This is a genomic window from Microbacterium sp. H1-D42 (assembly GCF_022637555.1).
Taxonomy (GTDB): Bacteria; Actinomycetota; Actinomycetes; order Actinomycetales; family Microbacteriaceae; genus Microbacterium.
This window is the reverse complement of the sequence record NZ_CP093342.1, coordinates 3,296,299-3,308,841: the sequence shown is the minus strand read 5'-3', so window position 1 is coordinate 3,308,841 and position 12,543 is coordinate 3,296,299. Positions and strand designations below refer to the sequence as shown.

The following is a 12,543-nucleotide window of genomic DNA, read 5'->3' as shown; positions in this document are numbered from 1 at the left end:
TCAATACAAAAAGATATCATCTGGTCGGCGACATATCATCAGATCGCCACAAGATCGACGCCAGGGCGGCCGATGCACATCTTGATCGGTCACAATGGGACTCGGGCGAACTGGGTCAGGTGACCCACTGAAGCGTTCAGGTGTGAGGAGGGGTGCGATGTCACGCTCAGCGGAGCAGAACCGCGACGCGCGCGAACGATCGCAGACCGCCATCATCGAAGCCGCTTTCGCCGTGTTCGGGGAGAAGGGCTATCACGAGGCGAGCCTCGCTGAGATCGCGCGTCGAGCCGGTGTCGCACAGGGCCTGGTGAGCTACTACTTCGACGGCAAAGAGCACCTTGTAGGTGCGGTGCTCGACGCCTACTTTGCGAAGATGACGGGTGTCGCGTTCGGCGATGAGAGCGCCGATGACCGGCTGCGTCTGATCATCGACATGTCGCTGATCACCGCTGATCAGGCGATGCCGCAGCAGCGGATCACCCTCGGCCTGTCGATCCTGCCGGCCACGCACCGCCTCTACGCGGATGCCGAGCAGCGTGGGCTGGACGGCGTGCTTGCCGCCGGGGCGATGATGCAAGACCTGTTCCGTGAGCGCGGCGCCGCCGACCCGGCGCTGGAGGAGATCATGCTGCGCAGCGTGCTCGAAGGCGTGATCGTGAAGCGTGCCGTGTACGGGCAGACGTATCCGCTGCAGGCCGCTCGTCGCTGGCTGCACGACATGTACGGCCTCGGCGAGCCCGCGCATCCGCTGCCGCTCGTGGCATCCGATGCTGCGGAGGTCGCACTGCGCGCGGTTGACGCCTATCCCGAGGACTGACGCGGCCTGCGCGAAGCGCGCACTGTCGGATGCTGAAGGGCGGCGTTCCCGTGGGAAGCGCCGCCCTTCAGCGTGAGTCGGGAGGTCCGTTCAGTCGACGGTGTCGCCGCCGATGGGGCCGACCGGCTCGAGGGGCTTCGGGTCGTCCGCTCCGGTCTTGCGCAGGCGGGCGATCAGGTTGCCGAGGTGGTAGATCAGGATCGCAGCGACCGTGGCGAGCACGATGCCGCCGAGCTGGAAGCCCGAGTCCGGATCGATGATCTGGAACCCGCCGACCGCGACGATCAGCGCGACCGCAGCCGTGTACTGGTTGACCGGACGCGAGAAGTCGACCTTGTTGTCGACCCAGATCTTGATGCCGATGACGCCGATCAGGCCGTACAGCGCCGTCGTGACGCCGCCGAGCACACCAGGGGGAACCGAGTTGATCATGGCGCCGAATTTCGGCGACATGCTCAACAGGATCGCCGTGATGCCCGCGACCCAGTAGGCGGCGGTGGAGTAGACGCGGGTGGATGCCATGACGCCGATGTTCTCGCCGTAGGTGGTCGTACCCGAACCGCCGAAGAACCCGGCGAGCGACGTCGAGAGGCCGTCAGCGATCAGCGCCTTGCCGGTCTGCTTGTTGATCGCAGGGTCCTCGACCATGGTCGCGACACCGCGCACGTGGCCGACGTTCTCGGCGATCAGCACGAGCACGACGGGCAGGAACATCGCCATCGCCGACCAGGTGCCAGACGACGCGAAGTCCGGGAAGTGGAAAGTGGGCAGTCCCACCCACGCCGCCTCGTCGACCTTGGTGAAGTCGAGCTCGCCGCGGAAGCCCGCGAAGATGTATCCCGCGATCACACCGAGGAAGATCGAGATGCGTCCGAGGAATCCGCGGAACACCACCGCGAACAGGATCGTGATCGCCAGCGTGAACGTCGCGGTGATCGGCGCCTGCTCGTAGTTGCCGCGGGCAGCGCCGGCCAGGTTGAATCCGATCAGAGCGACGATGGTTCCGGCGAGCACCGGCGGCAGGAAGCGGTCGACCCACTTCACGCCGACCGTGTTCACGACGACGCCGATGATCGCCAGCAGCACGCCGACGGCGACGATGCCGGCCAGCGCCGCACCCATGCCGTTGCTCGCGCCAGAAGCGTTGGCGGCGGTCGCCGCCGTCACCGGTGCGATGAAGGCGAACGACGAGCCGAGGTAACTGGGCAGCTTGTTGCGGGTGACGAGCAGGAACAGGATCGTGCCGATACCGCTGAACAGCAGCGTGGTCGGCACGGGGAATCCGGTCAGGATCGGCACCAGGAAGGTGGCGCCGAACATGGCGATGACGTGCTGCACGCCGATCGCGATGGTGGCTGGCCAGTTCAGGCGTTCTTCAGGGCGGACGACGGCACCAGGCGCGACAGTGCGACCATTGCCGTGCACTTTCCACAGTGGCATTTCGGCTCCTCGGAGTCGGGGTCAGGGTTGACGAAACACTATCGGTAGCCCGCGCCGGAACACAGGGGTGGTACCGACTCGCTCGTTCGACGAGACCCGGTGAAGCGTGCGGACGCTCAGCCCTGCAGGCGCGTGATCAGTTCGCGGTAGCGGTCGGCCGTCTGCGTGACGATCTCCTCCGGCAGTGCCGGCGGCTCGCCCTGCTTGTCCCAGTTCGCCGCCAGCCAATCGCGGACGATCTGCTTGTCGAAGCTCGCCATCCGGGCATCCGGAGTCGTGCCGGTGCGCCAGGCTTCGGCGTCCCAGTATCGCGACGAATCGCTGGTGAGCGCCTCATCGGCCAGGCGGAGAGTGCCCTCGGCATCCACACCGAATTCGAACTTGGTATCGGCGAGGATCAGGCCCTTCGCCTCGGCGATCGCTGCGGCGCGCGAGTAGATCTGCAGCGAGGTGTCGCGCAGTTCGGCGGCGCGCTCGGCGCCCACCAGCGCGACCACCTTCTCGAAGGTGATGTTCTCGTCGTGCTCGCCCATCGGCGCCTTGTAAGCAGGGGTGAACAGCGGCTCGGGCAGTCTGTCGCCGTTCTTGAGTCCGGCGGGAAGGGGGATGCCGCACACGGTGCCGCTCTCGACGTACTCGGCCCATCCCGAACCGGTGAGGTATCCGCGCACGACGCACTCGATGGGCAGCATCTCGAGAGCCATCGCCATCATCGAACGCCCGGCGACAGCATCCGGGATCTCGCCTTCGGCGATGTGGTTCGGAACGTCGCTGAGCTCGTCGAACCACCACATGCTCAGGGTCGTGAGCAGCTCTCCCTTGGACGGGATACCGGGGGAGAGCACGAAGTCGAAGGCGCTGACGCGGTCGGATGCGACCACCAGGATGCGGGTGTCGCCCGGGTCCTCCGACGCATACAGGTCACGGACCTTGCCCGAGTAGATGTGCCGCCAGCCGGGGACGCTCTGTGCTTCGCTCACCGGTACATCATCCCATCTTCGAATTCTCACATCGAAATTGGGTATTCCCTTAACTGTAAGCACTGGGTACTGTCGGCTATTACGAAACCTCACTTTTGTTTGGTTGCGGGCGCAACGCTGCGTCTTGGCGTGGGCTCGTCGCTGAGCAGAGACCGTCGACGCACTTGCGTCAGTTAGGAGCACGCTGTGTCCCCCACACGCAGACGACTGTTCAGATCGATCGTCGCCGCGGCTGCGGCCGCCGTCCTCGTAGGGGCGGCCGCTCCGGTCGCCGCCGCTGAGGACAATCCACCCAGTGAGACCTTCCATGGCATGACCTTCGGTGCCGAGCAGCAGGTCGGCATCCCGGTGCAGGTGCCCAGCATCATCGACATGGCGTTCGGCGAGTTGGATGGGCGCACGGTCGGATACACCGCCACCTCCTCCGATGGCTCCCTGCTGAACGTCATCGACATCGCCTCGAACACCTTCGTGCAGGCGGCCGAGATGCCGAGCGTCATCCAGGTCTGGAAGCTCGAGATCGCGCCGAACGGCAAGGTGTACGTCGCTGCGATCGGCAAGGATGCCGCCGGAGCACAGCGCGGTGAGCTCTGGGTGTACGACCCGGTGGCCAACGAGGCCGTGTTCGCCGGTGTCGTCCCCGGATCCAGCTCGAATTGGTCGATGGTGATCGATGACCAGTCCAACGCGTATGTCGGCACCTACAAGACAGGCGAGGTCGTGAAATACGACGCGGCGGCCAAGACCTTCACCCGCTGGACTCAGGTCGAGGGCGAGGAGTACGTGCGGTCGATCGAGTACCACGACGGGTACATCTATGCCGGAACCGGCGCCACCGGAGCGGTGGTGAAGATCGACGCGAGCGACCCCACTGTCCGCGAGCGCGTCTCGGACCCGCTGCTCGCGATCTTCGATGTCGATGTCCTTCCCTGGGCGTACGACATGCAGAAGGTCGGCGACTGGCTGGTGGTCAACTTCTCGGGTGATCTCGCCGCGACGTCGTTCTACAACCTCGAGACGGGGCAGTGGAGCACGAAGACGCTCAACAAGGCGGCGCTGACCGGCACGCCGACCCTGAACGGAAATCCGGGGTTCACACAACTCGCGTCGCGTGACGGCAAGATCTACCTGACGTACAACGGAACCATCGCAGAGGTTGACCTCAGTGGTGCCGAGCCGGTGTTCTCGAACGCCGGCATCCCGTTCGGTCTTGGTATGCGCGGTCAGGCATGGGTCGACCTCACCGAGGCCGGCCACCCCGGTGAGTGGCTCGTCACCGCCTCGCGCCAGGGGCCGCTGCGTGCTCTCGACATCACCGGCAAGCGCCAGATCACGCTGCCGAACGTCGTCCAGACGAGCACAGGCACCCCGTTGCACAACATGGCTCTGAACGCCGATGGCGGTATCTACCTGGTGACCTATCCGGCCGGAACTGGTGCCGTATACGACACCGGGGCCGGCACGTTCGCGAACTTCCCCGCCGAGCAGGCGGAGTCGATGCTCACCGTAGGGGACGCCACCTACTTCGGCCTCTACCCCGGTGGGCACATCGACCGAGTGGTGACGGGAACGGACGGCAGGCCGAAGTCCTCGCGCGTGTTCACGATCGGCAGCGAACAGGACCGTCCGTACTACATGGTCGAGGACGGCGGAAAGCTGTTCATCGGATCGATCCCGGGCTACGGACTGCACCAGGGCGCCCTCACGATCCATGACATCGCGACCGGCGAGACGACCGTCGAGAAGGGGATCGTCGAGAATCAGAGCGTCATCGGCCTCGCCGTCAAGGACGGCATCGTCTACGGCTCGACCACCGTCGTCGGCGGGCTCGGCGCCGATCCGATCGCAACCGAGGCGAAGCTGTTCACCTACGACGTCGCCAGCGGTGAGAAGACCGGCGAGTACTCGCTCGACCTGCCGACCGGCCAGAAGCCGAAGCACATCAGCGCGCTCTCGTTCGGCCCGGACGGAAATCTGTGGGGGACGACGGACGGCTGGGTGTTCGCGGTCGACCCAGCGACCATGACCGTCATCGAGTCCAAGTCGAAGAACATCTTCCCCGAGGTCACCCGCTACGGAATGTGGCGTCCGATGAGCTTCGCATGGCACGACGGCAACCTGCTGCTCAACGTCGCCTCCAAGCTCACCGTGCTCGACCCTGAGACGATGGAGCACCGCACCCTGACTGCAGACGGCGAGGAGAACGCTCGGTTCATCATCGCGCCGCTCGCCCCGCAGCTGCGTGCCGACGCGGATGTCGCGCAGGACGGCATCTACCTCTTCGGCAGCTCTGCGCCGGCGGCGCTTCGCGTCATCCCGCTGGGTTCGGAGGAAACTCAGACTGAGAAGTGCCGACCAGGCAAGGGCAACGGCAATGCCTACGGGCACGACAAGGGCAACGGTCCCAACCCGAACGCCTGCAAGAAGAAGTGAATGAACGCACCGCGTCCGTCGGTCGTCGTCTCGGCGACGCCGACGGGCGCGGTGCCCATCCCACGCCGTCGTTCCATCCCGCACCGTCGTCCCATCCCAGGTGTAACGTTGCCGGGTGAGTTCTGAAGTGACGCCGTCGACCGGCACCTACGCCCACGGGCACAAGCCCCGCAGCCCGTGGCCCGCACTGTGGGCACTGGTCATCGGGTTCTTCATGATCCTCGTCGACACGACGATCGTCTCGGTCGCGAACCCCGCCATCAAGGCGGCGCTCGACCCCGACACGAACAACCTCGACAACGTCGTGTGGGTCACCAGCGCGTACCTGCTCGCCTATGCAGTGCCGCTGCTGATCACCGGCCGTCTCGGCGACCGATTCGGGCCGAAGAACATCTACCTCATCGGCCTGGCGGTCTTCACCCTGGCATCCCTGTGGTGCGGCCTGTCGACCACGCTGGAAGGGCTGATCGTCGCGCGCGCCGCGCAGGGTCTCGGTGCCGCGTTCATGACGCCGCAGACCATGGCAGTGATCACCCGCACCTTCCCGCCCGCTCGGCGCGGCGCGGCGATGGGGCTGTGGGGCGCCACCGCCGGAGTCGCGACACTCGTCGGACCGCTGCTCGGCGGGGTGCTCGTCGACGCGTTCGGCTGGGAGGCGATCTTCTTCATCAACCTGCCGGTCGGCGTGATCGGCTTCGTGCTCGCCTGGATCCTCGTGCCGAAGCTCGAGACCCACGAACACCGCTTCGATATCTTCGGCGTCGTGCTCAGCGCGGTGGCGCTGTTCCTCATCGTCTTCGGCCTGCAAGAGGGTGAGAAATACGACTGGGGCGTCATCGCCGGCCCCATCTCAGTGTGGGGCCTCATCATCTCCGGCCTCGTCGTGCTCGCGCTGTTCATCGTGCAGCAGGCGTTCACGAAGAGCGAGGCGCTCGTGCCGCTCTCGCTGTTCCGCGACCGCAACTTCTCCGGCGCGAACGTCGCCATCGCCGTGGTCGGCTTCGCGGTGACGTCGATGTCGCTGCCGTTCATGTTCTTCCTGCAGCTGGCCCGCGGCCTGACGCCGACCGAGTCCGCGCTGCTGATGATCCCGATGGCCGTGCTCTCGGGAGTGCTGGCGCCGGCTGCCGGCAAGCTGATCGACCGCATCGACCCGCGCTGGATCCTGATCCCGGGCCTGCTGTTCGTCGCCGGCGGTCAGCTGTGGAACGCCTCGATGGTGAACATGGAGACCCCGATCTGGATGTTCCTGCTGCCCTCGGCTCTGATCGGCATCGGCAACGCCGGCATGTGGGGCCCGCTCGCGACGACCGCCACCCGCAACCTGCCCCCGCGGCAGGCCGGCGCGGGGGCGGGCATCTACAACACCACCCGCACGATCGGGTCGGTCGTCGGCTCAGCATCCATCGCGGCGTTCATGCAGTCGCGACTCGAGGCCAACCTGCCCGGCCTGTCCGAGGCTCCCTCCGGCGTCGCGGGTGGGACGATGCCTCCGCAGATCGCCGAGGGATTCTCGGCAGGCATGGCCCAGGCGATGCTGCTGCCGGCATCCGTGCTCGTGGTCGCGCTTGTGGCGGCGCTGTTCCTCGGCCGGTACAACAGCGAGAATGCTGACACTCAGCGCAGCAGGGCCACGCCGGCCTGACCGATCATGGCGAAGATGATCGCCCAGACGATGATCGAGATGACCTGCCAGAAGATCACGGCGTTGCGGCTCGCGCCGAAGGACACCATCATTCCCGACGTGATCTGACTCGGTAGCACGGTCTGACCGAGCAGGCTGACGCCGGGCACGCCGAACCTGTCGAACATGCGCTTGACCTTCTCGCGGCGCGGCGAGGGCTCAGGGATTTCCTCGCCGCCGGCCCGTCGTGCGAGCACCTTCTGCCGCGCTTTCGAGGCGACGAACACGAACGCGAGCATGGATGCCACGTTGCCGACGATCGCGGCGGCGACGGCGAGCGGCGTCGGCACTCCGGCGAGGATGCCGATGAGCGTGCCGAAGTAGGACTCGATGAACGGGATCGCCGCGGCGAGCATCACCCCGGCCCACTGCAGCCAGATGGGAAGGGACTGGGTGAAATCAACGAGCGCTTCGCTCATGTGGGGCCTCCGGACGTGTAAAGCGGACTTGACGTGACAAGCATGCTTTACATTTCGTCGCGTTGTCAAGTCGGCTTTACATGTCGCGCGCAGTTGCCCTACCGTTGAGTCGTGCGCAGCAGAGTCAAGGAACTCCGAGGTGAGCAGGGGCTCTCCCAACAGGCGCTGGCGACGGCGGTCGGCGTTTCACGACAGACGATCAACGCCATCGAGACCGGCCGCTACGACCCCTCGCTGACCCTCGCCGTGCACCTCGCCCGCCATTTCGGCTCAACCGTGGAGGAGCTCTTCGATGTCGACGGATGATGCGGATCACGTGTCGAGTGATCCTGAGCGTGACGAAGCAGGGACCCGCCGCATGCGCTGGCCGATGTCGCGGGTGAACACCGTGCTGATCGCGATCTGCGTCATTGCGGCGATCGTGTGCTTCGTCATGGGGCAGCCCTACGCGGGCACGGTGGTGCTGCTCGGCGGGATCGTCGCCGCCGCCGGTGCGATCTTCGCCCGCCGTTCGCGCTCCGGCGATCTGGAGCGCGTCAACGCCCTCGAATACGCCGATGAGCGCGATCGCGTCGCGGCGACGAAGGGCCTCGCGGCGGTGGGGGTGCTCGCTCTCGTCCTGAGCGCGGTTCAGCTCGTCGTGCACGTCATCGTCGACACCGACAGCCTGTCTCGCACGATGAGCGTGGTGACGTTCTTGACCCTCATCGTCGGATGGATGCTGGCCAACTGGTTCTTCGTCCGCCGGGGTTGAGGCCGCAGCAGGCGCTCGTGATTGACTGATCGGATGCCGATCGCACTCGCCACCCCGTCCATCGACCTCTTCGACTCGTGGGCCGCTACCGTGGCCGAGTTCGGTGACGTGCACATCGACGGAGCCGGACTCGAGTTCGGCACGGCGCCCGATCGTGCCGCGTGCGAGGAGTTCGTCGCCAAGGCCGAGTTGTACGGTCGCCCTGGCGCGGCCCTGCCCGATGGTCACGTCGCCTGCGACTACTTCTGGATCGTCGACGCAGATGAGGTCGTCGGATTCATCGCGTTCCGGCGGGAGCTGAACGACTGGCTGCGCAGCTTCGGCGGGCACATCGGGTACTCCGTGCGGCCCTCGCGCCGCCGCGAGGGCATCGCCCGCACCGCGCTGGACCTCGTGCTCGATCGCGCCCGCGCACAGGGCTACGACCGGGTCATGATCACCTGCGACGACGACAACGCCGGCTCGTACCGCACGATCGAGGGTGCCGGCGGCGAGCTGGTCGACACGATCGACGGACCGGACGACGCGGCCTCCGGCTCCATCGCACGGCTGCGCCAGTACTGGATCGCCCTGTAGCCGGCGATCCTCAGCATCCGCCACCCTTCTCTGCAGAGCACCCGGACTTCGGGCAGAGTTGAACCATGAGGCTGCTCCGACTCGCTCGGCACTACCCGATCCTCACCGGCGGGCTGATCGCGACGCTCGTCGTGATCGTGCTCTCCCTCGCGGGACTGCACGAACCCGCCCGCTGGATCGCGACCATCGCGGTCGGCATCGTGATCGCCATCACGGCGTGGGGCATGCTGAAGGACATCATCCGCGGGCACTTCGGCCTCGACATCCTCGCGCTCATCGCCATGGTCGCGACGCTCGCAGTAGGCGAGTACATCGCCTCGCTCGTGATCGTGCTGATGCTCTCGGGTGGCGAGGCGCTCGAGGACTACGCCCAACGCCGCGCGGCACGAGACCTCACTGCACTGCTGGACCGCTCGCCGCAGATCGCGCATGTGCTCGACGGCGAAGACGCCCGCCCGCGTGACATCCCGGTCGACGAGGTCGTCCCCGGCATGGAACTGCTCGTGCGTCCGTCCGAGATCGTGCCGGTCGACGGCGTGCTCCTCAGCGCCGAGGCCAGCTTCGACGAGTCCTCTCTCACCGGTGAGAGCGTGCCGGTCGGGCGCAGCGCCGGTGACGAGGTGCTCTCGGGAGCCGTCAACGGGTCGAACGCCGTGCGCATTCGCGCCCTGCGCCTCAGCAGCGACAGTCAATACCAGCAGATCATCGCGCTCGTGCACGAGGCGCAGCAGAGCAAGGCCCCCACCGTGAGGCTGGCCGACCGCTTCGCCATTCCGTTCACCCTCGTCTCCTTGGCCATCGCCGGTGTCGCCTGGGCGATCGCGGGCGACCCGCTGCGCTTCGCGCAGGTGCTCGTGCTCGCCACCCCCTGCCCTCTGCTGATCGCTGCTCCCGTCGCCTTCCTCGGCGGGCTGTCGCGCACGGCGAAGGAGGGCGTGATCGTCAAGGGCGGTGCGGTCATCGAGCAGCTCGCGCGGGTGCGCTCGGCGGCGTTCGACAAGACCGGCACCCTCACCCAGGGGCGGCCTGAACTGGTCGAAGTGCGTGCCGCCGAAGGGATGGATGCTGATGAGCTGCTGCGTCTATCAGCATCCGCCGAGCAGTACTCCAGCCACGTCCTCGCCGAGGGCGTGCGCCGGGCTGCCGCCGTCCGCGGACTGCCCCTCGCCACCGCCACACACGCGGAAGAGGTCGCGACGAACGGCGTCTCCGCCGTCATCGAAGGGCGCACCGTCGTGGTCGGCAAGCCCGCGTACGTGGCCTCGCTCGCACCCGAGACCGTGCGCACGCCGCTGGCTTCCGGCCAGCTCGCCGCGTACGTCGCTGTCGACGGTCGGTTCGCTGGGGCGCTCGTCCTCGCGGATGCGGTGCGTCCTGAGGCCGCCGAGGTCGTCGACGGCCTGCGCGCGCACGGCGTCGAGCGCATCGCCATGCTCACCGGGGATGCCGAGGCGACAGCATCCGCCATCGCCGCGCCCCTGGGCGTGACCGAGGTGCACGCCGAGCTGCTGCCGGCGCAGAAGGTGGCGCTCGCCGCAGAGATGACGCCGCGGCCGATGCTCATGGTCGGCGACGGCGTCAACGACGCCCCGGTGCTGGCCGCGGCTGACGTCGGCGTCGCGATGGGCGCGCGCGGATCGACGGCGGCGGGCGAGGCGGCGGATGCTGTCGTGCTGAAGGATTCGCTGCTGCCGGTGCTGCGCGCCGCCGAGGTCGGCAGGCACACGCTGAAGGTGGCGTACACCGCGATCTGGATCGGCATCGTGCTGAGCGTCGGCCTCATGCTGATCGCGACGACGGGCGTGATCCCGGCTGTGGCCGGCGCGTTCATCCAGGAGCTGGTCGACCTGGCGACGATCCTCTACGCGCTGCGCGCACTGACCGGCCCGAAGCGCCGGGCATCCGCCCCCGCGCGGGCGCCGCGGGCGGTCGCGCGCAGCTGAGATCAGGCGATCAGCTCGAGATTCGGCCAGAAACGCGCGGATCGACCTTCTGCGGGCAGATCGCCTTTTCTGGGGGCGCGGCGCAGGGTGCGGGGCGCGGGGTGCGGGGCGCGGGGCGCGGTGACTGCGGACGCGTCCGCGTCGCCGACGCCTGGTGGCCGCGGACTACTCCGCGACGCGGGCCGCGATGTCGTGGCGGTAGTGGGCGCCGTCCAGTGCGATGCGGCCGATGGCCTCGTAGGCGCGGGCACGGGCATCCGAGAAATCCGACCCTGTTGCGACCACGTTCAGCACGCGACCACCGGTCGCGATGAGTGAGCCGCCCGGGGCGTCAGGGGCGCCGGTCGCGGCGTGCACGATCGCGACGCCGTCGACGGATGCCGCCTCGGCGAGCCCCTCGATCATGCGGCCGGTCTGCGGTGCCTCCGGGTAGCCCTCGCTCGCGAGCACGACCGTGATCGCGACGTCGTCCGAGAACTCCGGCAGCGGCTCGTCCTCGAGGTGCCCGGATGCCGCCGACAGCAGCAGCCGCGACAGCGGGGTGCGAAGGCGCGGCAGCACGACCTGGGTCTCTGGATCGCCGAACCGGGCGTTGAACTCGATCACGCGCACGCCGGCGGGGGTGAGGATCAGCCCCGCGTAGAGCAGCCCGATGAACGGGGTGCCCTCGGCATCGAGCTGGCGGACCACCGGCATCGCGACGGTCTCGGTCACCTCGGCCACGAAGTTCTCGATGCTGCCGAAGTCATCGGCCAGCCACGGCAGCGGGGAGTACGCGCCCATGCCGCCGGTGTTCGGTCCGCCGTCGCCGTCGAGCGCGCGCTTGAAGTCCTGGGCCGGAGCGAGCGGGCGCACGGTGTCGCCGTCGCTGAGGAAGAACAGTGAGACCTCGGGGCCGGTGAGGAACTCCTCGACCAGCACTGGGCCCGCTGGCAGGTAGTGCTCGGCGTGGGCGAGCGCCTCGCCGCGGTCGGCCGTCACGATCACGCCCTTGCCTGCGGCGAGGCCGTCGGCCTTCACGACGTAGGGGGCGCCGAAATCGTCGAATGCGGCCTCTGCCTCGGCGGCGGATGCTGCGCGCACAGCGCGTCCGGTCGGCACGCCGGCAGCATCCATGATCCGCTTAGCGAACGCCTTCGATCCCTCGAGCTGAGCCGCGGCCTTGCCCGGGCCGAAGACGGGGATGCCGCGCTCACGCAGCACGTCCGCGACGCCGACGACCAGCGGCGCCTCAGGGCCGACGACGACCAAGTCGATGCCATGCTCATTGGCGAAGCCCGCGACCGCGGCACCATTGAGCATGTCGAGGTCGACGATCGTGGCATCCTGCGCGATTCCGGCGTTGCCGGGGGCCGCGAAGATCTCATGCTCGGCCTCTTCCGACCGCAGCGAGAGGATGATCGCGTGCTCGCGCGCGCCGGAACCGAGGACCAGGATCTTCATGCCGCAAGCCTACCGGCGGTGCCGGGGAGGGCTTCGATGTGTTCCGGTCGCCGG

General features: G+C 67.6%; 11 protein-coding genes. 7 read left to right on the top strand and 4 right to left on the bottom strand.

Annotated features, from left to right (window positions below; all coding sequences use genetic code 11):
* Positions 1 to 157: 157 nt before the first annotated feature.
* On the top strand, positions 158 to 817 hold the full coding sequence (locus MNR00_RS15615; RefSeq protein WP_241926828.1) for a TetR/AcrR family transcriptional regulator: 660 nt from the start codon (positions 158 to 160) through the stop codon (positions 815 to 817).
* A 90-nt stretch (positions 818 to 907) separates the two neighbouring features.
* Here the strand turns inward: MNR00_RS15615 and MNR00_RS15610 are convergent, their stop codons facing one another.
* Positions 908 to 2,257, bottom strand: a complete 1,350-nt coding sequence (locus MNR00_RS15610) for a solute carrier family 23 protein (RefSeq protein ID WP_241926827.1) — start codon at positions 2,255 to 2,257, stop codon at positions 908 to 910.
* A 116-nt stretch (positions 2,258 to 2,373) separates the two neighbouring features.
* Entirely contained in the window at positions 2,374 to 3,237 is an 864-nt protein-coding gene (locus tag MNR00_RS15605; RefSeq protein ID WP_241926826.1) for a phosphoribosylaminoimidazolesuccinocarboxamide synthase, read from the bottom strand.
* Positions 3,238 to 3,423: 186 nt separating this feature from the next.
* Here MNR00_RS15605 and MNR00_RS15600 point away from each other — a divergent pair, with 186 nt between their 5' ends.
* Together MNR00_RS15600 and MNR00_RS15595 are read left to right on the top strand one after the other, a co-directional pair.
* Positions 3,424 to 5,670, top strand: a complete 2,247-nt coding sequence (locus MNR00_RS15600; RefSeq protein WP_241926825.1) for a hypothetical protein — start codon at positions 3,424 to 3,426, stop codon at positions 5,668 to 5,670.
* Positions 5,671 to 5,884: 214 nt separating this feature from the next.
* Positions 5,885 to 7,315 (top strand): DHA2 family efflux MFS transporter permease subunit, encoded by a 1,431-nt coding sequence (locus MNR00_RS15595; RefSeq protein ID WP_241928869.1) that lies wholly within the window; start codon positions 5,885 to 5,887, stop codon positions 7,313 to 7,315.
* On the opposite strand, the gene MNR00_RS15590 is transcribed toward MNR00_RS15595, so the two are convergent.
* Positions 7,288 to 7,773, bottom strand: a complete 486-nt coding sequence (locus MNR00_RS15590) for a hypothetical protein (RefSeq protein ID WP_241926824.1) — start codon at positions 7,771 to 7,773, stop codon at positions 7,288 to 7,290. The two genes, MNR00_RS15595 and MNR00_RS15590, sit on opposite strands and share 28 nt — an antisense overlap.
* A 111-nt stretch (positions 7,774 to 7,884) precedes the next feature.
* Between MNR00_RS15590 and MNR00_RS15585 the strand changes: the two genes are divergently transcribed.
* The 4 genes from MNR00_RS15585 to MNR00_RS15570 all read left to right on the top strand — a co-directional run bounded on the left by MNR00_RS15585 (position 7,885) and on the right by MNR00_RS15570 (position 11,046).
* A complete protein-coding gene (locus tag MNR00_RS15585) occupies positions 7,885 to 8,079 on the top strand; it encodes a helix-turn-helix transcriptional regulator (protein WP_241926823.1) in 195 nt (64 codons plus the stop codon).
* Complete coding sequence (locus MNR00_RS15580) at positions 8,066 to 8,527, top strand: hypothetical protein (protein WP_241926822.1); 462 nt, start codon at positions 8,066 to 8,068, stop codon at positions 8,525 to 8,527. The genes MNR00_RS15585 and MNR00_RS15580 overlap by 14 nt, the downstream gene beginning before the upstream one ends.
* A gap of 33 nt (positions 8,528 to 8,560) precedes the next feature.
* On the top strand, positions 8,561 to 9,103 hold the full coding sequence (locus tag MNR00_RS15575; protein WP_241926821.1) for a GNAT family N-acetyltransferase: 543 nt from the start codon (positions 8,561 to 8,563) through the stop codon (positions 9,101 to 9,103).
* A 65-nt stretch (positions 9,104 to 9,168) separates the two neighbouring features.
* Positions 9,169 to 11,046, top strand: coding sequence for a heavy metal translocating P-type ATPase (locus MNR00_RS15570; RefSeq protein ID WP_241926820.1), 1,878 nt, complete (start codon positions 9,169 to 9,171; stop codon positions 11,044 to 11,046).
* 165 nt (positions 11,047 to 11,211) lie between these two features.
* Here MNR00_RS15570 and purD read toward each other — a convergent pair whose 3' ends face one another.
* A complete protein-coding gene (gene purD, locus MNR00_RS15565) occupies positions 11,212 to 12,489 on the bottom strand; it encodes a phosphoribosylamine--glycine ligase (RefSeq protein ID WP_241926819.1) in 1,278 nt (425 codons plus the stop codon).
* Positions 12,490 to 12,543 lie beyond the last annotated feature (54 nt).